We start from the raw sequence: 21,816 nt of genomic DNA, 5'->3' as shown, positions 1-21,816 counted from the left end.
CGTTCGCTTCCCAGCCCAACCGACACAAGACGTCGACCTCGTCACCGAGGGTCGCCGGCATCGGCACCGGGTGGAGACGTTGGTCTGGCTCATGGCGCGATGACACCCCGCGGGGTTGGAACGCGCAGCGCGGGGCCTGCCACCTCCGCGCCGTCCCCTCGCGGTGCTCGCCGCCGAGGGACCGGCGCGGAGGCCGGTTCGTCAGGCCGGGGCCGCTTCGGAGGACACGGGTTTGGTGGCGTGGCACGCCTCTTCGTCTGGGTCATCGAGCACGGCCTGGAGGCGCGGGTCACGGGCGAGCCGGGCGCGAGCGCGGTGCAGCCGCACCCGCGCCGTCCCTGCTGCGATGCCGACGACGCGCGCGGCGTCCGCCGTGCTCAGGTTCTCCCATGTCGTGAGGGTGACCAGTTCCCGGTCGAGGTCGCTGAGCGATTCGAGGGCACGCCGCACGGCCTCACCTCGCGAGTCACGCGGTCCGCCGTCTTGGAGGAGACGTTCCGGCGCGTCAGCGTCGGGGGCCCCGCCCTCGGCGTTCGCCCGCTTCCATGCGAAGCGGTGGTGCTCGGCGAGTAGTCGCCGAGCGACGCCGAACAGCCATAGTCGCCGCTCGTCGCCTGGCGGCAGGTCCGCGCGCCTCCGCCAGGCGATGAGGAAGACCTCGGCGAGCAGGTCGGCCGCGTCATGGGGTGCCGCACGGCGAGTCAGGTAGTCCAGGAGCGGTGCGCGGGTGTCGCGGAACAGGGCCTCGGACTGCGCCTGCTCGTCGCTCATCGGGCACCCCCGTAGTTGGGGTCGGTGCTGATGACCGGAAGGACCTCGGCCGCGCACTGGTGACCGGTCGCGACCGCGTCGAGGACCCCCTGGCGGTCCCCAGACTGGGCGGCCTGGACCAGCGGGCGCAGCCACCCGTAGTAGGAGCCTCCGGCGCCCGGATCCACGCCGGTGCTCGGATCCATGGGGTCGGGCTCGTCGTGATCCTCGTTGAACGTCTGGATGGGCTCCCAGGTGACGGACTCGGCGAGCGTCCCCGTCGCCGCATCGCGCGCTGCCAGGTCTCCGGAGTTGTCGTACGCCACCCATGCGTCGGCCCAGGTGCAGATGGCGTGGCTGGCCGTGAAGGAGCGGAGGTGACTCTCGGTGATAGCCGTGTCGCTGTCCTGGGGGAAGAAGTCCAGGGCGTAGTCGCGCTGAGCCTCGTACCCCGGCGCGAAGCGGATGTCTGCGGTCACCTGCTCGAAGACCTGACGCCGATCGGTGCCGCCCTGGTTGAGGATCTCGCCGGAGCCTCCGGCTCCGACTTCCCAGCCGGTCGCCTCCTCGCCGGTCCGGGTGGCAAGGAACGCTGCCGCCGCTGTCCCGGCGCTCGCCACGACGACCGCCAGGGTCACCGACGCCACCTTGGCCGCCCGGCGGCGACGGCGAGCCGTCAACTCGCGATCGGCGATCAGAGTGTGCCGCCGGTCGTGGACGGCGTCGTCGGAGGTCGCAGCGCCGTCGTTCATGGACGCCTGCACCCGCGACCACACGTCGGCGAAGGTGCGCTCCTCCTGCGCGGGATCACGCTGGATCGTCGCTGCGCTGCGCAGCAGCGCGTCCAGGTCGTCGTGGACATCGGGGTTTCTCATCGTGTCGCCCTCCGTTGAACCGAGCCCGCCAGGTGCTGGCCTCACTCACACATGTCAGACCGTTACAGAGAGGCGTCGACGCCCACAGCGCGACGACCTGCGTCTCCCTCTGGCGGTTCCTGAGTACGGCGACCCCTGCGGGTCAGCGTGCCGTCGGCAGCGGTCTTCTTGCCGGTTCCGTGCAGGTCGAGCCACTGGCGCAGGGTGCGGCGTTCGACCCTCAGGTCGGCGGCGATGCCCGGCGCTGTCGCTCCCGGGTGGACTCGTACAAGTCGACGGCCTGCCGACGGAACTCATCGGAGTAGTTCTTGCGGGCCATGGTTCTCGATCATCTCGGTTCCCAGCAGATGCTGGGTTCAGCGTGTCCGAGAACCGGGGTCGGGGCCCGAGGGCGTGGAAGGCATGCAGGAGCAAGCCTCTGGTATGTGGCCAGCGGTTGGGTCAGGGTGAGACACACCACGCCAGGCAGCCCTCCGGCCGTCGCGCTTGGTCGCTGTCGCGTCTCGGCTCCGATCTCCCGTAAGTCTGCGGTAGCTCACCGGCGCGGGGCCGTCATCGCCGCCTGCGCCGGCACGCGCCCGTCCGCGGGCAGGAGACCTCCGTGGCGTAGCCGACGGGAGGATTACGAGAGGTCGGGGCGGCACGGTCGGCGCATGCAGACCGCACCCCCGCTTCGGGGATCGAGGCGTGACCGAACGAGCCGTGAAACGGCGCTGTCATCGTCATTGGCGATCGGCAGCCCGGCGCGTCCCCGTGGGGACCGGCCGATGACGGTTGAGGCAATGCGTGCGGCCGTCGTTGCGATCCGCGCGGGGATCTTCGACGAGGTCAGCGGTCATGGTGTCGTCTGCGGGTGGCCGGCGTCCGGCGCTGCGGTCACCGGTAGGACCTGCCGGTCAGATGCCGGTCGGACTCCTTGGGCGGGAGCCGGTGTCGGCGGCCGTGTGGTTCTGGTGGTGGCCGGTCACGCCGGGGCCGGGGCCTCGACGGTCGCGTTGGCGGTCGCCGAAGGGCTCGCGGAGGCCCGGCGGGTGCAGCTGATCGACTACGCCGAACCGGTCCGATCGGGGCTGACGGCGGCATCGACCATCGAGTTGGGCACGGACGGCGGCGGCTGGCGGCACGGTCGGCGCGGGAGACTCGACGTGGTCCGCCTCGCCCGCCGCCCAGGCGAGGGCGAGTCCCTGCCGCCACCGGAGACCGACGACACCGGTCGGCTGCTGGTTGTCGATGCGGGCTGGTCGCTGACCACCGCGCTGCTCGACGCACCCGGTCCCCTCATCCGAGACGCCAACGTGGTCGTGGTCACCCGGGTGACGGTTCCCGCGGTCCGGCAGACCGAGCACGTGCTGGCCGCCCTGGACGGCGAGCCGGTGATTGCGGCGGTCGGCCCAGCGCGCTGGCCGCGGACGGTGCAGGCCAGCTGCGGGCCACGACTGCGTGAGCTGCGGTCGCGGGGGCGGGTGGTTCGGGTGCCGGTTGACCGGCGACTGGAGACCGACGGTCTGGCCGGTGACCGGCTGCCGAAGCCGGTAGCGGCCGCCGGCCGGTCGCTGGCCGCGCTGCTGGTGCCGGCCGCGGACCCGCAGCCCCGGCATCGGCGCCGGGCGGCGCAGTCCCGGACCGGCTGGCAGGCAAGCCGATGAGGAGCAGGCACGGGACCGCGCATGTGGCGCTGCGCGCGACCTCGGCCGTCGTCCTCGTCCTCGTCGTCGCCGGGCTGCTGGTGCTGGGCGCGGGGCCGGCGGCTGCGGCGCCGGTGGAGATCACCGCGGCGGTCTGCCCGGAGGCGCCGCCGGGGATGCAGGCCTTCGCCGACGACGTGACGGCCTGGGTGAAGTGGGGGGTGCTGGCGCTGATCGGCATCGGCGCGGTGATGTCACTCGGCTCAATCCTGGTGGGGCGAATCTTCTCCCATCCGCACGCCTCCCGGTACGGGGCGATGGGGGTGGCGGTGGTGGTGATGGTGGCCATCGCCTACACGGTGATCCTGGCGATTCTCGGGTCGATCACCGGCAGCGGGTGCACCTGATGACCCGCCGTCACAAGTCCCAGGGCCGTGGTGCGGCGGAGTGGGGCCCGGCCCGGCTGCTGACCCTGCTGGTGGTCAGCGCACTGGTGGCGCTGGCGGTGCTGGCCGGGCTGGTCCTCACCGTCATCGCGGCGCTCACCGACGGCGACTCCGGCCCAGCGGACAGCGCAGCCCGGGCCGCGGCTCCGGTGGGGGAGCTGTCTCGGGAGGATGCGCTGGCCGCCGCTGCGATGCCGGCCGCCGAGCCGCAGGAGGCGATGCCGGGTCCGGTGTCGAGCAGGGCGGCCGAGGTGCTTGTGCTGCCGCGCGCCACCGACGTCGGGCCGGCGGGGGTGGCCACGGGCTTCCCTCCCACCCCGGAGGGAGCGCTGGCGCAGCTGGCGTCGATCGATGTGGCGGCGATGCAGTCCGGATCGATGTACGGCGTGCGCGAGGTGATCAGCCGGTGGGCGGCTGCCGGCGGTCCCACTGCGGAGAACTGGTCGGGGGTGACCGGCATGGCCAGCCTGCTGTCGGGAGCGGGGCTGTCGGGCGCCGGCTCCCCGCAGCTGGCGATCGTCGTCCGCCCGGTCATGGGGCTGATCAAGGGAACGGTGGGCCCGAAGTTCGCGGTCGTGTGCGTGGACCTGGAATTCACCGTCACCCTCGAGCGGACGGCCCGGATGGCGGTGGCGGACTGCCAGCGCATGACATGGGTCGCCGACCGGTGGCTGATCGGCCCCGGCGCCGAGCCGGCACCGGCCCCGTCGATCTGGCCGGGCACCGACGCGGCGATCGACGCCGGCTGGCGAGACCTGCGCCATGCCTAACCCCGTCGCGCCTGCACGCGGCTGGAGCCCGGGGGCGCGCCACCTCCTCGTCGTCCTCCTGCTGGCGGCCGTTGCCTGGCTGGGGGCGGCGACGCCGGCCGCGGGCGAGCCGACGGTCACGGCCCTGCCCGCGGCGGCTCCTACCGCCCTGCCCTGTCTGCCGATCGACCCCCTGTGCGCGCTGGGTGAGGCGGCCGGTGGCCTGCTCGGTGACGCGGCCGGGAACGTGGCGGAGAGCGTGTGGACCAGCGCCATGCTGTCGCTGTGGGACGCCGGGCTGTGGCTGCTGCGCCTGGCGTTCTCGGTGATCGACGCTCTGACCACCCCGGACCTGTCCGCCGGCGGCCCGCTGGCGGCGGTGTATCCGGTGACGTTCGGCATCGGGGCGACCGTGGCCGCGGGAATGGCCATGGTGCAACTGGGTGTGGCGGCGGTACGCCGGGACGGGCAGACGCTGGGCCGGCTACTGGTCGGCCTGGTGCAGTTCGGGCTGGTGTGGGCCGGCTACGTCGGGGTGGCCGCGCTGCTGGTCACCGGCGTCTCGGGCCTGACCACTGCCCTGCTGCGCAGCCTGCTGGGCATCGACACCATGGCGGCGTTCGAACCGTCGATCAGCGTGGGCCGTGATCTGGTCGACGGCACGGTCGCCACCGTCCTGGGGGTGTGTTCGGTCTTCCTGCTGGTTCCGGCCAGCGTCGGGTTCCTGCTGCTGATGTTGGTCCGGGAGGCGGCGCTGATCGTGCTGGCGGCCACGTCGGCGATCTCGGCCGGCGGGCTGCTGGCGCAGACGTCGAGCTCCTGGTTCTGGCGCAGCCTTCGCTGGTTCCTCGCCGCGCTGCTGCTCGCCCCGGTGGCCGTGTTGGTCCTCGGCGTGGGGGTGACCATCACGGAGGGCATCGTGACCGGAGCCGAGGAGACCAGCACCGAGGCCGCGGTCGGCATGGCGGTGGTCGGCTGCCTGCTCATTTTGCTCGCGGCGGTCTGCCCGCTGGCGCTGTTCCGGCTGCTGGCCTTCGTCGACCCGGGCACCTCCAGTGGTGCGGCGTTGCGGTCCTCGCTGGCCGCCTCCGGCGGAGTGATGGGCGCGCTGCAGAAGGCTGGTGGCGGGGGAGCGGCCGTGGCCACCGCGGCGGCGGGTGCCGCATCCGGTGGGGTGGCCGCGACGGGCGCCGCCGCGCAGTTGGCCGGGGACCGGGCGCAGGGCGAGTCGACCGCGGACTCCGCCACCCAGGGCCGGTTCGCCGGCGTGCTGCACGGACTCACGGTCGGCACCGCGCAGGCGGGCCGGCTGGCCGCGGGGGTGGCCGCCTCGGCGGCCGACGTGCTTTCCGGCGCTGGCATCGGGCACTCCGCGCACTTCTACGGGCCGCCGGTGCCCGGCCGGGCAGCGCCCGACTCACCGGGGACCAGGCACGCCGCGGGGACAGAGGACGGCGGCCTGCCGCCGGGTGCCGCCGCCGTGTCCGCCTATGGGCTGGCCGCGGACCGGAACGACAGCCCGGGTGAGCCCGGCCCACCGGCTCCCGCTGAAGGCGACGGGCCCGCCGAGGGGGGTGCGCGGTGAGCACGCACCGCTACGGCGACTACTCCCGCGACGTGTCGGGCTGGTTCCTGGGGATGACCGGCGCCCAGCTGGCCCTGGTCACCCTCGCCGGGCTGCCGGCGCTGCTTGCGCTCAACGCCCAGGCCTGGAGCCTATTCGTCCTGTGGTTGCCGGTGTGGGCGGTGCTGGCGGCGGTCCTGCTGGTGCCCGTGCGGGGCCGCGCGGCCGGCCGCTGGCTGGCCGACCTGATCCTGCACGCGATCGGCGTCCTCACCGGATGGGCGGCGTTCGGCTCCCGCGCCGCCGCCGGAACGGCCGACGACCTGGCTGAGGCCGACCTGCCCGGGGTGCTGGCCGGCATCCGCACCCACGACGGCCCGCCGTTCGGGCACCTGGTGGACCGCCCGGTGATCGTGCAGGACACCGCGGCGCGCACCTGGGCGGCGGTGGCCCGGATCACCCATCCGGGCATCGGGCTGGCCGAGCCCGGTGAGCGGGACCGGATGGGAGCGGGGCTGGCGGGGCTGTGCGAGCTGGCCGCCCGCACCGAACTGGTCGACCTCCTCGCCGTGCACGTGCGCACGGTGCCCGATGACGGCGCCGAACGCGCCACCTGGGAACGCGCCCACGTCCGCGGTGACGCTCCGGCCGTGGCCACCGAGGTGAACGCGCTGCTGGGCGCGATGCTGACCCCGGCGGCGGTGCGCACCGAGGCCTTCCTCACCGTCGTCGCCGGTGAGGGCCGGATCGCCCGCGCGACGAAGGAGGCCGGCGGCGGGGTGGACGGCCGCGCCCGGGTGCTGCACGGGGTGATGGCCGAGGTTGAGGCCGCGCTGCGCGGCCCGGTCGGCTGCACCGCGGTGACCTGGCTGGATTCGGCTGCGCTGGCCGCCGCGGTGCGCACCGGCTTCGCCCCCGGCGACCGCGGCCAGCTGGTCGCTGCCGACCTGGCCGTCGCCGCCGGTGCCCGGGTGGCGACGGGGGTGCCGATGGCCGGCGCCGGCCCGACCGCCGCCCGCGCCGAGGTGCGGCACTACGCGCACGACGCGTGGGCGTCAGTCACCGACACGATCCTGCTGCCCGACTCCGGGGCGCTGCTCGGCGCACTGGCGCCGGTGCTGGTGCCCACGACGGCGGGGGAGCGGCGCTGCCTGACGGTGTTCCTGGCCCCGCTGCCACTGGAGCGGGCCACCCGGCTGGTGGGCCGGGAGGAGATGAGCGCCACCACCGGCAACGAGCTGCGCGCCCGGATGGGTTTCCGGCAGCGGGCCCGCCAGCGCCGCGACACCGAGCGGATCGGTGCCGCCGAGGAGAAACTGGCCACCGGCCGGGCGCTGGTCCGGCTGGCCGCCGCGGCCTGCGTCACCGTGCCGGCGTCCTGGCCGGTGGCCGAGCACGGCCGCCGGCTGTCCGCCTCCGTCCGCGCCGCCGGATTCGTGCCGCTGCGGCTGGACCTGGCCCAGGACGCCGGCTTCGCCGCCGCCGCCATCCCGCTGGGTGTGGGGCTGCCCAACCGGCGGGGACGACGATGACCCGCCGCCATTCCCGCCGTGGGCGCGATGTCGCCGCACTGCTTGACGACTTCGGCCACCGCCTGCCCACCGCCCCGACCGCGCCGGCGGCGCCCCGGGAGCCGGGGCCGTTTCCCGCCCTGGTGCCCCGCCGCGGCCCCCGGGGCCGCGGCCGGGGCCGGGCCGCGACACCGGCGCCGCTGTCGGTGTGGCGGATGACCTCGGAGCAGACCCCGGTGGCGTGGCCGCTGATCCCCACCCCCGGCCTGCCGCCCACCGGCGCACCGATGGGCATCGACCTGCTCTCGGGTGGCACGTTCTACTGCGACCCGGTCGGCTGGGTCACCGACGACGCCATCCCGGTCACCAACCCCAACGTCGTCGTCTTCGGCAAGCCCGGTCGCGGCAAGTCCGCCACCGTCAAGGCCTTCGCGCTGCGGATGCTCTGCTACGGCTACCGCACCCTGATCCTGGGTGACACCAAGGACGAGTACGAGCCGCTGTGCCGGGCCCTGGGGGTGGAGCCGTTCGCCATCGGCTCCGGGCTGCCCGCCCGGGTCAACCCGCTCGCGTTCGGGCCGCTCGGGCACGGCTGGGAGCGGCTGCAGGCGGCCGAGGCCCGCCGCCGTGAGGCGATCATCTTCACCCGCTGGCTGGTGCTGCTGCGCGGTCTGGTCGGCTCCCAGGCGGTTCCGTTCGGCCCGGTGGAGGAGACCGCGGTGGGGGAGGCGCTGCGGCTGCTCACCGGCTACGCCCGCGGCGCCACCCGGCTGACCGAGCCCACCATCCCGCAGCTGTGGCGGGCCCTGGACGAGCCCCCCGACGAACTGGTCACCGGCTGCCGGTACGCCGACCGGAGGCACTTCCTGGACGCCACCCGCACCCTGCGCGACGCCCTCGGCGCCCTGGTCAAGGGCTCGCTGGCCGGGCTGTTCGACGACCACACCAGCATCGACGTCGACTGGCGCGCACCCATCCAGTCGCTCTCGCTGTCCCGGCTGGAGCCGCTGGGCGACCAGGCCGTCGGCATCGCCCTGACCTGCCTCAATTCCTGGGGACAGGCGATGCGCGAGATCGCCGACCCCGGCGACCTGCGCATCGTCATCCGCGACGAGACCTGGCGGCAGATGCGCCTGGGTGTCGAGGCGATGAAGAGCCTGGACGCCAACCTGCGGCTGTCCCGCCGCGACGCCGACGTGCAGATCCTGCTCGCACACAAGCCCTCGGACATGCTCACCGCCGGCGACGCCACCTCCCAGGCGACCGCCATCGCCCGCGACCTGCTGCACCTGTGCGACACCCGGGTACTGCACGGCCAGGACCAGGCCGTCGGCGCCGAACTCGGCACCCTGCTCGGGCTCTCTCCGACCGCGCAGCGGGTGGTCACCGACTGGGCGCTGGCCGGAAAGGGCCGGGCGCTGTGGCTGGTCGGGGACCGGGCGTTCAAGGTGCAGACCGTCCTCACCGCACCCGAACTGCGGCTCACCTACACCAACGACGCCCTCACCGCCGGAGGAGCGGCATGACCGGGACGGCGGAAGGGGTGGCCCGGGCGTATGCGGCGCGATGGCTGTGGAAGGCCGCCGTTCCCGCCGCCCTCCCGGTATTCGGCGCACTCACGCTGCTGCTGATCCCCCTCGCCGTCCTCGCCGCTCCGCAGGCATCGACGCAGCCGGCCTCCTCGGCCTGCTCAACCGCTGGTACCGCCGCCACGGTCGCCGGCATCGCGCTGGAGGCCGTCCAGATGGGGCAGGCGCAGACCATCGTGCGCGTCGCCGCGGCCCGCGGGCTCGGACCGCACGCGGCCACCGTGGCGCTGGCCACCGCCTACCAGGAGTCCCGGATCCGGATGCTCGCCAACGACGGCAGCAGCCCACACCTCACCGCCCAGCAGGCCGCGGTGACCGCCACCAGCCTGACCTACGCGCACGACGGGCTGGGCGCCGACCACGACAGCGTCAACACCTTCCAGCAGCGCTGGACCGCCGGCTGGGGCACCGTCGCCCAGCTGATGGACCCAGTCCACGCCGCCGACGCCTTCTATGCCCGGCTCGTCCAGGTGCCGGACTGGCAGACGGTGCCGCTGACCCGGGCCGCACAGGCCGTGCAGAACTCCGCCGCCGGCGGCGCCTACGCCGGTTGGGAGCCGCTGGCCCGGGAGCTGACCGCCATGCTCTGGCCCGCCGCCCAGGACAGCGCCGCCACCCCCGGCGGCGCGGTGGCCGCCGTCTGCCCCGGCCTGCCGGTGCCGGCGGGGTCGTGGGTGCGGCCCAGCCCCGGCGCGGTCACCTCCGGCTACGGACCCCGCCAGGGCGTCCTGCACGCCGGCGTCGACCTCGCCGGCCCCCGCAATACCCCGGTCTACGCCGCCACCGGCGGCAGCGTGACCACCGCCGCCTGCACCAGCGCCTTCTGCGACCGCGACGGCAACCTGAACGTGGCCGGCTACGGCAACCTCGTCGAACTCGACCACGGCAACGGGGTGACCACCCGGTACGCCCACCTGACCGGTTTCACCGTCACGCCCGGCCAGCAGGTGCCCGCCGGTGCGCTGCTGGGTTTCCAGGGGTCCACCGGCAACAGCACCGGCGTCCACCTGCATTTCGAGGTCCGGCAGAACGGGGCGCCGGTCGACCCGCTGCCGTGGTTGGCCGACCGCGGCGTCGATCTACACGCCCCCCACCCCACATGAACCTTCATAACTCCACCCGAGGGGAAGCCATGAACGCTGCACGTCCGGGAGGCCGGCGGTGAGCGCCGGTCGGCCGCGGCCCGACGTCGGCCCGGCCAGCTGGGAGATCCCGGCCGCCGCCGTCGTGGTGTGGCTGACCGCGGGCGCGCTGCTGCTGCCCGCCGCCCGGGCCGCCGCGGCGCTGGTGACCGGCGGCGGCTGGGTGTGGCCGACCGGATCGCCCGCCCTGGTGACATCTGTGGGCGGGCTGCTCACCGGCGACCCGGCCGCCGGCCTCGACCCCACCCAGGCCGCCGCCCTGCCCGCAACCGGCGCCGTGTACGCCGCCGTCGCCACCGTCTTCGTGCTGTTCCTCACCGGCAGTGGGGGAGCGGCGTGGGCCGCACACCGCTGGCTTGGCGGGGGAGCGGGCATGGCCACCCGCGGGCAGGTCGCCGAGGTCCTCGGCCGCGCCCGGCTGCGCCGGGTTGCTGCTGTCGTCCGCCCGGACCTGCCTGGCGGTCCCCGACGTGGAGTCCGCCCGCCGATCGAGCGCGAGGTCGGGTGGCGGCTGGGCCACGCCGCCGTCCCGGCTGCCGGCGAGCTGTGGGTGCCCTTCGACCGGACCACCGGCGTCTACGGCCCCCAGGGCTCCGGCAAGACCCTCGACCTGCTCGCCCCCGCGCTGCTCGACGCCCCGGGCCCGGCGCTGGTCACCCTGACCAAGGCCGAGGACCTGCTGCTCACCCTTGACGCCCGCGCCGACGGCGACCGCCCGGTCGCCGTGCTTGACCCCTTCGGCGCGGTGCCCGGCCTGCCGGAGCTGGTGTGGGACCCGGTCGCCGGCTGCGTGGACCCGATGGTCGCCGAACGCCGCGCCAAGGCCTTCACCGCGGGCACCGTGACCGGCGCGGTTACCGGCGGTGCCAGCGACAGCGCGGCGCGGTTCTACGCGTTCGAGGCTGCCAAGGTGCTGCAGGCCTATCTGCACGCCGCCGCGCTCACCGGGCGCACGATCGCCCACGTCCTGGAGTGGGCCGCCCACCCCCAGGCCGCCGGCCAGCCGGCCGACATCCTGCGCGCCCATCCGCACGCCGCACCGTTCTGGGACGGGCTGCTGCACGGCGCCCTGCAGGGTGACCCGCGCACCGCCGGCAACACCGCCACCACGGTGCAGCAGGCCCTGGCGTTGTTCTTCCAGGCCGACATCCGCGCCCGCTGCGTGCCCGCACCGGGTCGGTCGGCCACCGACATCCCGGCGCTGCTGTCCGCCGGCGGCACGATCTACCTGCTCGGCCGGGAGGACCCCTACGCCTCGGCGTCGCCGCTGATGACCGCGCTGGCCGAGCACGTCCTGGACACCGCTCTGCAGCTGGCCGCCGCCGCGCCCACCGGCCGGCTGTGCCCGCCGCTGCTGGCCTGCCTGGACGAGCTGCCCTCCACCGCGCCGCTGCCGACCCTGCGCACCCGGATGGCCAACGACCGGGCGCTGGGGGTCAGCTTCCTCTACGCCGCCCAGACCTGGCGGCAGCTGGTGCTCGTCTACGGCGAGGACGAGGCCCGCGCCCTGTTCGGGCTCACCAACGTGATCGTCGCCTTCGGCGGCGGCAAGGACGGCGGCTTCTACCGGGAGCTCTCCGAGCTGCTCGGCACCACCCGGGTGCGGCGCACCTCCTACACCTACCGCGGAACCGGGTGGGGCCGATCCACTTCCGGGGAGACCGTGCCGGTGCTGCGACCGGAGGAGATCCGCCAGCTGCCGCCCGGCCGCGCGCTGGTCGTCGCCGAGAACGCTCCGCCGCTGATCGTCCGGCTCACCCGCTGCCTCACCGGCCGCCGCGGCGCCCGGCTGCTGGCGGCCCAGTCCGCCGCCCGCGACCGCGTCGCCGCTGCCCGCACGCAGGCCGTTCCGCCCGCTGAGCGCGCCGTCCTCGCCCACGAGGCGGCCGCCAACGCCGGCCTGGCCCCGACCGGGCACGACATCTGATGACCGGCTCCCAGCTCGCCGTCCCGTTTCCCAAGCCGCCCCAGGAGGTGCGCCGCGCGCTGGACCAGCTCCGGGCGGCCGAGGACGCCCGCCTGCCGCCCGCCGGCCTGCCGCTGCTGGACCGGCCCTGGGACCCGGCCACCTGCTCGGCAGTCGTACGGCAGCAGCTGTGGCCGTGGCTGGACGGGGTCGCGGCCTGGCTCAACGACACCTACGCCTGGCAGACCAGCTCCGCCATCCCGTCCTGCTGGCCGGCCCACCCGCACCTCGTTCAGGAGCTCGCCGTGCTCGCCTGTCTGCGCGTCACCGCCGCAGCCGCCCTGGCCCCGCACGGGCTGGAGGAGTGGCACCGGTACGCGCTACCGACCTTTCACGCCCGGATGACCGAACGACTCGGTACGGGCTGCCCGCCCGGCCGGCACACCGATTGGCCCGCCCGCTCCCGGGCCGCCGACTACGCCAGCGCGAAGGCCACCGCAGCACGCCGGGCACTGTTCGACCGTGACCTCGACCGCCCCCTGCCCGCCGGGACCGACCCAGGGCTGACCGGCAGCGGGGCGGGCAGGCCATGAACGGCCCGGCCGCGCACGACCACGGGGACTGGATGTCCCTGCTGGACGGGGTGCGGATCAGCCGCGCCTGGATGACCCGGCGCACCCCGCAGCTGCTCGCCGCCTGGTGCGACGCCCCCACCGCCGAGCGCCGGCGGGCGATCGCCGCCCGGATCCTGCAGATCGCAGCCGGCCTGGAGAGCGAACCCGACGACGCTGAGGACACGGCAGCCGAGTCGGCCTGGATGGGACTCGCCGCCCGGATCGACGCTCGCCTGACGGACGGCCCGGACTGGCTCCCGCTGGCCGCCGCGCTGAGCCGGGCCGCGGCCGCCGGCTACGACGTCGCCGCCCGGCTCCCCGCGCTGGCCACCGCCGCGCCGCTGCCCGCCCGTCACCCGGCCCGGGAGCTGCACTGGCGACTGCTCGACGACTGCCCTCACGCCCCGCCCGTACTCGGCCCCACCGGTGATCCCACGGCGACCCCCGAGCCGGCCCCGGACGTCCACAACGGCCCCGGCCGTCCACAGAAGCCCCGCGGCGGCCCGCCCGGCCCGCCGCACCGACCGAGCCTCGACACAGCCAACCTTGAGGACAGGAGACCGTCATGACCACCGACGCGGCCAGCGACCCGCTCAGCTACGCCGCCTCCCTCCTGGACGCCGTCGGCGCCGACAGGGAACAGGTCCCCGCCGACATCGCCCTGGACTGCCTCTACGCCGCCGAACTGCTCGAACTCGCCGGTGCCCGCACCGAATCGACACCGCTGATCGACGGCGACCCGCGGGCCAGCGTCCGCGCCGCCATGGCAGCACTCGGCCTCATCGACCTGGCCGCCTTCGCCAACCCCCCGGTGCTTGACGCCGCCCGCGCCGCCCGGCACGCCCTACGCCGACTGGGCTGAGAAGTGGCCACCACCCTGCAGCAGCTCCTCGACGGCCTCACCGCGCGGGCCACCGCACCGCAGCCCGCCGCGACGATCGAGGACGTCACCGGCGCCGTGGCTCACCTCGGGCGGGCGCTCACCGGCCTGGCCCACGACGGGCTCACCCCCACCGACAGCATCCGGCAGCGCACCGCCGCCGACCTCGCCGCAGCCTGCACCACCGCCGGGCGGCTGTGGCCGCACACCGGCGGACCGCTCACCGACCTCGCCGGCACAGCCGCCGACCTCACCGGCCGCGACCACGCACTCATGGGCCGCTCGCACCGGTGGGCGGTCACCGTGGAAGTGGCCGAGGTGGCCGACCACTGCGCGCGGCTCGGCCGCCGCCTGCTCCCCCAAGCCGCGGCCCCGGAGCTGGCCACGGTCGGTGAGCTGGCCGTCGCCGTGGAACGGATCGCGCAGACCGACCCTCCGACAGCGAGCGGTGCGGTGATCCTCGACCGCCTGGTACCCGCCGCCGGTGACCCGCGGGCAGCCGCGCAGCTGACCATTCTCGATGCTTCCGCGGCGCTGGGCGCGGCCATCGACCGGGCACAGGACAACGGCGAGTTCACCCTGCGCGACTTCCGCGCCGTCGTCGCCGCCGCCGAGATCACCAGCCGCAGCGCCGGCACCATCACCGCAGCTGCCACCGGCAACGACGCCGGACCGCTGCTGGTCACCGGACTCGCCTGGCAGCTGGCCGGCCGCGCCAGCACCGTCTTCGACGACGGCCGCCCAACTCGGCCCACCGACCCGCACGGCGTCGTCCCGTGGGCGCGGACGCTCGTGGCGCACGTGCGCGCCCAGGTCCCGGTCGACACCGACACCGCGGCGCTGCGCGACCGCGACCATCTGGCGGCCGCCGCCGGTAGGATGCAGCAGGTCACCACCCAGCTGCCGGTCCTCGCCGACCAGCTCACCGCGGCAGTCGACCGCTGGTCCCGCACCGGACAGCTGTACGCCAACGCCCGCGACCTGCCACCCATGGACAACATGCCCGAGCACCGGGTAGCCGCGGTGATCGCCGGACGACACGTGCAGGCCCGCGGCGACGATCTCGACCGCCTTCGGCAGGTCGTCGGCAGGGCGGCGGAGCTGTCCACCGGACTGGCCGACGCCCTACACTGCGCCACCCCGGCCGGCCCGTCCGCCCACCGACACCAGGCCCACCTCTACGCCCAGGAGACCCGAGCACCCGGCGCGGCCGAGCGCCTGCTCCACCACGCCCAGGCCGTCCACCGCGACATCACCACGATCCGGTCCCCGCATCAGGTCGCGCGGGAAGTCCCATCGTCCCGTTAGCCGATCCCTTCTCCGAGCTGCTGCTGGGCGGAGGTCGCTGACCTGAGGATGGGCTGCCGCCACGTCGACGCCGCCTGAAAACTGACCCCCTGGCGTAGCGGATGGCCGCCCCGACTGGGGGTGCCCACGCCACCGAAACTTGCTAGCCCCTGTGGGAGCTCGCCCCAAGCACGCGGACTCTCTGCGATGCCTCGGGTGTACGCCGGCGGTGCGGCGCTTGAAGCGGTCGACCGGAGGGGGCAGTCTCCAACGTGTAGCCGAAAGCCTTCAGTTCGCGAACGTCGTTGCCGGACTTGTCCTGCTTGGCTCGAAGGACGGAAGTACGCCAGGCGTTCCGCTATCTCCCGGTCAGGCAAGGGCGGGACTCGGCTGCGATGTCCTGGTCGCGTCCGATGTGGTGGTCGCGTCCGTGGAGTGCCCGGGGAACAGATCCGCCGCGGGGTCCAGATACGTGGCCGCGTTGTTGATGGCCGTGGCGGCCTCGCCGAAGCCGACCGAGATGAGCCGGACTTTGCCCGGATAGGCCGTGATGTCTCCCGCGGCGTAGATCCCCGGCAGGCCGGTCGACATGGCCGTGTCCACGACGATGTTCCGGTTGTCGAGGGTAAGCCCCCAGGTGGCCAGCGGACCGAGGTCGGCTGTGAAGCCCAGCGCGGCGACGACAGTCTGGACGTCGTGGCTCTCGATCGCTCCGTCCTCGTCGCGGCGGATGTCGACGCTCTTAACCCACTCGTTCCCATGGACTGCGTGCACCTGCCGGCGGGTGAGCACGCGCACCGAGCTGGCCATCACCTGGTCGACGGTGTGCTGGTGCGCCCGGAAGCTCTCCCGGCGGTGCACCAGCGTGACGGACCGCGCGAGCGGCTCAAGGGCCAGGGCCCAGTCGAAGGCGCTGTCCCCGCCGCCGACGATCATGACGTCGCGACCGCTGAGCTCGGCGAGCGTTGGCACAAAGTACATGAGCCCACGGCCGAGGTGGGCCTCGCCTGCGGGGAGCGGTCTGGGACGGAACGTGCCGATGCCGGCCGTCAGTACGACGGCACCGCAGGACACCGTTCTCTCCGCTGCCGTCGTGAGGACTATCCCCCGGTCACCGTGGTCCTGGTGTGGTTGCCGCTGGAGTCCGACGACCTGGTCGCCCAGCACGTAGGTCGGGTCGAACGGGGCCGCCTGCTCGACGAGGCCGCTGACGAGATCACGGCCCCGCACTGCCGGGAGGCCGGCCACGTCGTAGATGGGTTTCTCCGGGTACAGGGCGCTGATCTGGCCGCCGGGCTCGGGCAGCGAGTCCAGCACGGCGACCGTGAGTCCGCGGAAGCCTGCGTAGTAGGCCGCGTACAGGCCCGAGGGCCCGGCGCCGACGACGGCGATATCGACGGTGAGGAGGTTCGGCTGCACCGTTCGATTGAACAATAAATCGACCGCGCGGGCAAGATGCTTGCCAATCGTTCTATCAATCGGGCAGTCTGTGCGGCGTGACGCAGACCACTGTTTCGTCGGTGCGCCCCTACGAGGGGCGCCTCGACAACGCAACGAAGTCCCGCCTGGCCGAGCTGCCCATCGGCCGCGCCATCCGTGAGCGCGCGGCCCTCACGCCGGGCGACGTCGTCGTCCGTGAGCAGCAGTTCGGGATCTACGCCGAGCACACCTGGGCGCAGTACAGCCATGATGTCGAGACTTTCGCCTGCGGGCTGCTCCGGCTCGGTATCCGGCCGGGCGACTCAGTAGCGATCATGGGCGACCCGAGCTACCTCTGGATGGTGGCCGACGCGGCGATCATCAGCATCGGCGCAATCTCCTTCGGCATCTACACGACCTGCTCCACGGAGGAGATCGCCCACCAGCTGAATACCGCCGGCGCGGTCGCGATGATCGCGGAGAACCAGGAGTACGTCGACAAGCTCCAGGCGCTGGGCGACCAGAGCCCCACCGTGCGGCACGTCGTCGTCGACGACACCCGGGCGCTGTTCGGCTACAACGATCCGCGCATCTTGCCCGCGGCCCAGCTGCTCACCCCCGAGGAGCCGTACACCACGACCGAGCGGGCCCACGTGGGCGAGCTCGCCGCCCGCGCTTCCGCCGACGACGTCGCGCTGCTCGTCTTCACGTCGGGGACCACGGGCCAGTCCAAGGCGGCGATGATCACCCACCGAAACTTCATGGTCGGTGGCGCCCTGCAGATGTGCCGCGTCTTCCCGGAGATCACCGGCCCCGACCCGCGCCCGGTGATTTGCCACCTGTCACTGGCACACGCGTTCGAACGGATCGTCTGCTTGTACTCACCGATACTCACGGCAATGGTCGTGCACATCGGTGAGGACGTCGAGGACCTCGCGACGACGATGGTGCAGAGCCAGCCGTACTTTTTCCACGCCGTGCCCCGGATCTGGCAGAAGATGGCCAGCCAGGCGGTGACCAACATCGACCGTTCCAGCCCCGTGAAGCGGTGGGCGTACCGACGGGCCATGGCCGTCGCCCGACGGGAGCGCGCCGCCCGCTGGGACGGTAAGACCCCGTCCTTGGGGCTGCGGGCAGCCTACCGCCTGGCCCGCATCTGTGTCTTCGTGCCTCTACTGCGCAAGTTCGGGCTCGGTCACACCGAGATCGGGCTCACCGCCGGGACACACACCCCCGAAGAGGTCCAGCGGATGTGGCAGTACTGGGGCCTGAACCTCATCAACGGGCTGGGCATGACGGAAGTCGGCTTCGTCGCCTTCCAACGCGGGCACTACCCGGTCCCCGGCGCCGTGGGTCAGCGCGTCCCCGACCTCGAGGTGCGGATCGCCGACGACGGCGAGCTCCAGTACCGCGGGGCCGGCGTGTTCCATGGCTACCTCGGCGAGCCGGAGCGTACCGCCGAGGCGTTCACCGCCGACGGCTGGTTCTGCAGCGGCGACATCGGAACAGTGGAGGTCGGCGGTGACATCGTTCTCCGGGACCGCAAGAAGGACATCATGATCACCGCGGGCGGCAAGAACATCACGCCGAGCCTGGTGGAGAACGCCATCAAGGGCAGTCCCTACATCAGCGAATGCGTCCTGTTCGCCGACGGGCACAAATACCCCACCGCGCTGATCGAGATCGACCTCGACGCGGTGACGGAGTGGGCCGAGAGCCGCAGTCTGGAGTTCACCGGCTTCACCAGCCTCACCCAACTGCCGCAGGTCGTGTCCCTCATCGACTCCGAGGTGCAGCGACTCAACGAGCAGCTGGCACGGGTCGAGCAGGTGAAGAAGTTCCGCATCCTGCCCAAGGAACTCGATCCGGAGGAGGGCGACACCACTCCCACCCGCAAGATCCGCAGGGGGCACTTCGAGCGGATGTTTCAGCATCTCATCGAAGACATGTACGCCGACGAGCGTCAGGAAGCCCAGCAGCTCCAGTGAGGCCGTTCCTGGCCCGGCTGTTGCCCGTAGCCCGCCCCCGGTCTGCGGTTGTTCCCCAGGTTCCACCCACAGGAGGAGAATCATGTTGCGCAGATCAGGGAGACTCACGGCGGTTGCGGCGGCCGGAGTTATGGTGCTCAGCGCGTGTGGAGGCGGCGGTGACGATGCGGCCACCGCGCCCGGCGGATCGACCGGAGAGGCTGCGTCGGGGGAGCCACTCAAGATCGGCTGGCTGACCGACGCCACCTCGGTCACGCGTGGCACGTACTACCCAGAGTTCGAGGGCGCCCAGCTCTTCTTCGAGACGCTGAACGCCGCCGGCGGTATCGACGGCCGGCCGGTCGAGCTCGTAATGCGTGACATGAAGATCGATGCGGAGCTCGCGGTGACCTCGGCCACCGACCTCATTCAGGGCGAGAACGTGCTCATGCTCGCAGGGGGCTCCATCGAGGGCCGGATGCCGCCCGTCTTCGACGTTGCCCGGGCTAACGAAACGCCGTTCCTCGCCGGGCACAGCGCCCGGCCCGACATGTTCCCGCCCGAGCCCGATCCGCTGCTGTTCACGGTCGGGAACGTCTTCGAGGCAATGTCCGACGCGCGTCTGGAGATCTGGCCGAAGCTCATGGAGGAGATCGGCGTCGACGGCGGGGAGATCGCCTGCTACATCCACCAAGCCCCGGCTGCGCAGGCCGTCTGCAACCGCTGGCTGGACGAGCAGGTCAAGGTGACGCCGGAGTTCTCACAAGGCCCGATTGTCAACGCCCCCCTGCAGACGACCGACTTCACGTCCTTCGTCCGGCCGATCGTCGACGCAAACCCGGCGGCGTTCTTCGACATCTCGATCGCCTCGCATGCGATCGGAGTGGCCGTCGCGGCCCGCAACCTGGGGTATGAGGGTCCGATCGTCTTTTCGATGACCGCGACGCCGGAGACCGACATCCAGCAGGTCGCGGACCAGGCCGGCGGTGAGGACCTCTACGCCCTCTCGAACATCACGTCGATCTCGGAGACCGACGTGGAGGAGATCCAGCGCATTCTCGATGCTGCCGAAGAGTACGGCACCGAGATCGATCCGAGCTCGGCCACGGTCAACGGCTGGCTCATGGGCATGGTCATCGCCGACGCCCTCGAACGGTGCGGTGCCGACTGCGACCGCGCCGGCCTCCGGGACGCCCTGGAGGAGACCGACCTCGACACCCAGGGCCTGACCGGCGGTCCGCTGACCTACTCGCCGACCGACCACATGGGGACTCGCTACTGGACGGCGTACCGGTGGGACGACGGCGACGGGGCGCTGGTCCGGGCCGTGGACGAATGGACCGAATTCGACCCGGCGACCGACCTCGTCGCCCCGCTGGCCCCGTAGCAGCACCTGTCTCGTGACCCGGGTGGCTCGGCCACCCGGGTCACGGAAAGGAACACTTTCGTGGACTTCTCGATCATCCTCGATGCCCTGAAGCTCGCCAGCGTGTACGGTGTCCTGGCGCTCGGCTTCGTCATCGTCTACCGCACCTCGCGGGTGCTGAACCTGGCGCAGCCGGGTGTGGTGCTCCTGGCCGGGCTCATGGCGCTGACGTTCATCCCGCGGGATGCCACGCCGACCCGCTTCTGGCTCACCGCCCTGGTCCTCTTGGCGCTGGGTGCGCTGGCGGGGCTCGCCCTCTACGCGCTCCTCCTCCGCCCCATGGCCGGGCAGTCTCACATCTCCCAGGTGCTGATGACCCTGGCCGCGCTGTTCCTCCTCCAGGCCATCTCGGAGGCCGGCTGGCGCGGCGAGTCGGGCTTCATCCCGATGCCAGGCAGGCAGGTGGCCTGGGAGCTGTTCGGCACCAACGTGCGACTGCTGGACGTCGCCCCCATTGTCGTGGCCGCCGTCGTGGTGGCCGGCCTGGCGCTGTTCTACCGGTACTCCCGCTCCGGCCGGCAGATGCGCGCCGTCGCGGAGAACCCGGCTCTGGCCGCCCGTCGGGGGATCAACATCGAGAAGATCGGGGCAATGGCCTGGGCTATCGCGGCCGCGCTGGGCGTGGTCGCAGTGTTCCTGACCAGCACCCAGGGGTCGGTCAGCCTGCTGCTGGTGGGCACCACCCTCAAGGGCTTCACCGTCGCGCTGGTCGGGGGACTGGACAGCCTGTCCGGCCTCGTACCGGCGGCCCTGCTGGTCGCGGCCGCGGAGGTCGTGACCGTCCGCTTCATCGACCAGCAACTCGGCGAGGCGGTTCCCTACGTCGTCCTGCTCGTCGTCCTGCTGGTCAAGCCATGGGGCCTTGCGGGTACCCGAGAGGAGCTCGATCGTGTCTGACACAACGGTGCGGGGCGCACCGACGACAGGAGTTCCGGTGCAGTCGCCACCAGTGCTCCGTGGCCGGAGCCGCCGCTGGCGGCGTTCGCCGTACCTGCGCACCGACTACCGGCGCGAGCTGGCACTCTTCCCCTACAGCGGTCCCCGGCTCGCCGTCATCGCGGTCACCGTGCTCCTCGTAGCGGCCTATCCCTTCCTGGCCGACGCGTACTGGCTCGGTGTCATCAACCTGGCGGTGATCGCCGCAATCGGCGCGCTGGGACTGCAGATCGTCACCGGGATGGCCGGGCAGCTGTCCCTCGGGCACGCGGCGTTCCTCGCGGTCGGGGGGTTCTTCGCCGCGGGGCTGTACCTGCACCTGGGGCTGCCGCTGTGGATCGCCGGGCCGGCCGCCATGCTGGCGGGGGCCACCGTCGGCGCGATCGCCGGGCTCCCAGCGCTGCGGATCCGCGGCTTCTACCTCGGCATCACCACGCTGGCGGTGCAGTACGTCATCATCGCCATCGGCCTGAAGTACCAGGGTTATCTGCAGACCAGCTTCGGTACGTCGGGCTCGTTGAGCCTGCCGATCCCGGACCTCGGGCTGTTCACGCTCACCAGCACCATGGACTGGTACTACTTCCTCGTCGTCCTGACCGGCGTCGTCATCCTGGCGGTCACCAATCTCAAGCGCTCGGCGCTGGGCCGAAGCTTGCTGGCCGTGCGCCAGCGGGAACTGGCCGCCGAGGCGCTGGGCGTCAACGTCGCCCGGGTCAAGATCACGGCCTTCGCGCTCAGCGGTGCGCTGGGTGGCCTGGCTGGGGCCCTCTCGGCGTACTACTACCGCGGCGTTGGCATCGAGGACTTCGACCTGCTGCTCAGCGTCGAGTACCTCGCCATGATCATCGTCGGCGGTCTCGGCTCGATCCTGGGCGCGGTCCTCGGCGCGGTCTTCGTCATCGCCACGCCGCTGCTGGTCGGCCAGCTCATCGCGGTCCTCGGCCTGGAAGGGGTGCTCTCCCAGCACCTCCGGGCCATCGAGCTAGCCGTCTTCGCGCTCACGATGATCGGCTTCCTGCTCTTCGAGCCCGACGGGCTCGCGGGGGTCTGGCAGCGGCTGAAGACCTACGTCACGCGCTGGCCGTTCAAGTACACCGCCATGTCCACGCAGGCGAAGCGGTAGGGGGCCG

At 72.9% G+C, this 21,816-nt stretch carries 19 protein-coding genes and 1 pseudogene; 16 read left to right on the top strand and 4 right to left on the bottom strand.

The genetic code is table 11. The features are described from left to right. Positions 1 to 201: 201 nt before the first annotated feature. The 3 genes and pseudogenes from CRP29_RS06280 to CRP29_RS06270 form a co-directional block, all read right to left on the bottom strand. Positions 202 to 771 carry an RNA polymerase sigma factor gene (locus tag CRP29_RS06280; RefSeq protein WP_097194240.1) on the bottom strand — a complete coding sequence of 190 codons (570 nt, stop codon included), beginning with the start codon at positions 769 to 771 and terminating at the stop codon, positions 202 to 204. After that, positions 768 to 1,625, bottom strand: a complete 858-nt coding sequence (locus CRP29_RS06275) for a hypothetical protein (protein ID WP_097194239.1) — start codon at positions 1,623 to 1,625, stop codon at positions 768 to 770. Before CRP29_RS06275 ends, CRP29_RS06280 begins: the two co-directional genes overlap by 4 nt. Positions 1,626 to 1,765: 140 nt before the next feature. Continuing rightward, positions 1,766 to 1,944, bottom strand: a pseudogene (locus CRP29_RS06270) (transposase); the annotation flags it as partial. Between the two features lie 637 nt (positions 1,945 to 2,581). Here CRP29_RS06270 and CRP29_RS06265 point away from each other — a divergent pair. The 12 genes from CRP29_RS06265 to CRP29_RS06210 are packed head-to-tail and all read left to right on the top strand — an operon-like array spanning position 2,582 to position 14,959. Beyond that, the gene (locus CRP29_RS06265; protein WP_176522866.1) at positions 2,582 to 3,271 is read left to right on the top strand and encodes a hypothetical protein; all 690 of its coding nucleotides are present in this window, start codon (positions 2,582 to 2,584) and stop codon (positions 3,269 to 3,271) included. Next, positions 3,268 to 3,657, top strand: coding sequence for a hypothetical protein (locus CRP29_RS06260; protein WP_097194237.1), 390 nt, complete (start codon positions 3,268 to 3,270; stop codon positions 3,655 to 3,657). Before CRP29_RS06265 ends, CRP29_RS06260 begins: the two co-directional genes overlap by 4 nt. After that, entirely contained in the window at positions 3,657 to 4,466 is an 810-nt protein-coding gene (locus CRP29_RS06255) for a hypothetical protein (RefSeq protein WP_097194828.1), read from the top strand. Before CRP29_RS06260 ends, CRP29_RS06255 begins: the two co-directional genes overlap by 1 nt. After that, complete coding sequence (locus tag CRP29_RS06250) at positions 4,459 to 6,030, top strand: hypothetical protein (protein WP_245852537.1); 1,572 nt, start codon at positions 4,459 to 4,461, stop codon at positions 6,028 to 6,030. Before CRP29_RS06255 ends, CRP29_RS06250 begins: the two co-directional genes overlap by 8 nt. Further along, positions 6,027 to 7,541 carry an SCO6880 family protein gene (locus CRP29_RS06245; RefSeq protein WP_217991478.1) on the top strand — a complete coding sequence of 505 codons (1,515 nt, stop codon included), beginning with the start codon at positions 6,027 to 6,029 and terminating at the stop codon, positions 7,539 to 7,541. Before CRP29_RS06250 ends, CRP29_RS06245 begins: the two co-directional genes overlap by 4 nt. Further along, positions 7,538 to 9,046: an ATP-binding protein gene (locus tag CRP29_RS06240; protein ID WP_097194236.1), complete on the top strand. Its 1,509-nt coding sequence runs from the start codon at positions 7,538 to 7,540 to the stop codon at positions 9,044 to 9,046. Before CRP29_RS06245 ends, CRP29_RS06240 begins: the two co-directional genes overlap by 4 nt. Next, the gene (locus CRP29_RS06235; protein WP_097194235.1) at positions 9,043 to 10,212 is read left to right on the top strand and encodes a M23 family metallopeptidase; all 1,170 of its coding nucleotides are present in this window, start codon (positions 9,043 to 9,045) and stop codon (positions 10,210 to 10,212) included. The genes CRP29_RS06240 and CRP29_RS06235 overlap by 4 nt, the downstream gene beginning before the upstream one ends. Before the next feature lie 58 nt (positions 10,213 to 10,270). Then, on the top strand, positions 10,271 to 12,178 hold the full coding sequence (locus CRP29_RS06230; RefSeq protein WP_097194234.1) for a type IV secretory system conjugative DNA transfer family protein: 1,908 nt from the start codon (positions 10,271 to 10,273) through the stop codon (positions 12,176 to 12,178). Further along, positions 12,178 to 12,750, top strand: a complete 573-nt coding sequence (locus CRP29_RS06225) for a hypothetical protein (RefSeq protein ID WP_097194233.1) — start codon at positions 12,178 to 12,180, stop codon at positions 12,748 to 12,750. Before CRP29_RS06230 ends, CRP29_RS06225 begins: the two co-directional genes overlap by 1 nt. After that, positions 12,747 to 13,340, top strand: a complete 594-nt coding sequence (locus CRP29_RS06220; RefSeq protein ID WP_245852536.1) for a hypothetical protein — start codon at positions 12,747 to 12,749, stop codon at positions 13,338 to 13,340. Before CRP29_RS06225 ends, CRP29_RS06220 begins: the two co-directional genes overlap by 4 nt. Further along, positions 13,337 to 13,633 carry a hypothetical protein gene (locus tag CRP29_RS06215; protein WP_097194232.1) on the top strand — a complete coding sequence of 99 codons (297 nt, stop codon included), beginning with the start codon at positions 13,337 to 13,339 and terminating at the stop codon, positions 13,631 to 13,633. The genes CRP29_RS06220 and CRP29_RS06215 overlap by 4 nt, the downstream gene beginning before the upstream one ends. Positions 13,634 to 13,636: 3 nt before the next feature. After that, positions 13,637 to 14,959, top strand: a complete 1,323-nt coding sequence (locus tag CRP29_RS06210) for a hypothetical protein (RefSeq protein ID WP_097194231.1) — start codon at positions 13,637 to 13,639, stop codon at positions 14,957 to 14,959. Positions 14,960 to 15,307: 348 nt separating this feature from the next. Here the strand turns inward: CRP29_RS06210 and CRP29_RS06205 are convergent, their stop codons facing one another. Next, positions 15,308 to 16,357, bottom strand: coding sequence for an NAD(P)/FAD-dependent oxidoreductase (locus tag CRP29_RS06205; protein WP_245852535.1), 1,050 nt, complete (start codon positions 16,355 to 16,357; stop codon positions 15,308 to 15,310). A 77-nt stretch (positions 16,358 to 16,434) separates the two neighbouring features. Between CRP29_RS06205 and CRP29_RS06200 the strand changes: the two genes are divergently transcribed. From CRP29_RS06200 to CRP29_RS06185, 4 genes are all read left to right on the top strand, one after another. Continuing rightward, positions 16,435 to 18,345 carry an AMP-dependent synthetase/ligase gene (locus tag CRP29_RS06200; protein ID WP_176522865.1) on the top strand — a complete coding sequence of 637 codons (1,911 nt, stop codon included), beginning with the start codon at positions 16,435 to 16,437 and terminating at the stop codon, positions 18,343 to 18,345. Between the two features lie 130 nt (positions 18,346 to 18,475). Further along, the gene (locus tag CRP29_RS06195) at positions 18,476 to 19,711 is read left to right on the top strand and encodes an ABC transporter substrate-binding protein (protein ID WP_176522864.1); all 1,236 of its coding nucleotides are present in this window, start codon (positions 18,476 to 18,478) and stop codon (positions 19,709 to 19,711) included. 60 nt (positions 19,712 to 19,771) lie between these two features. Beyond that, positions 19,772 to 20,647 (top strand): branched-chain amino acid ABC transporter permease, encoded by an 876-nt coding sequence (locus tag CRP29_RS06190; protein WP_176522863.1) that lies wholly within the window; start codon positions 19,772 to 19,774, stop codon positions 20,645 to 20,647. Between the two features lie 37 nt (positions 20,648 to 20,684). Then, complete coding sequence (locus CRP29_RS06185) at positions 20,685 to 21,809, top strand: branched-chain amino acid ABC transporter permease (protein WP_176522862.1); 1,125 nt, start codon at positions 20,685 to 20,687, stop codon at positions 21,807 to 21,809. Positions 21,810 to 21,816 lie beyond the last annotated feature (7 nt).

It is taken from the genome of Blastococcus aggregatus (assembly GCF_900221005.1).
Lineage (GTDB): Bacteria > Actinomycetota > Actinomycetes > Mycobacteriales > Geodermatophilaceae > Blastococcus > Blastococcus aggregatus.
This window is presented reverse-complemented; position numbering and strand designations above follow the sequence as displayed.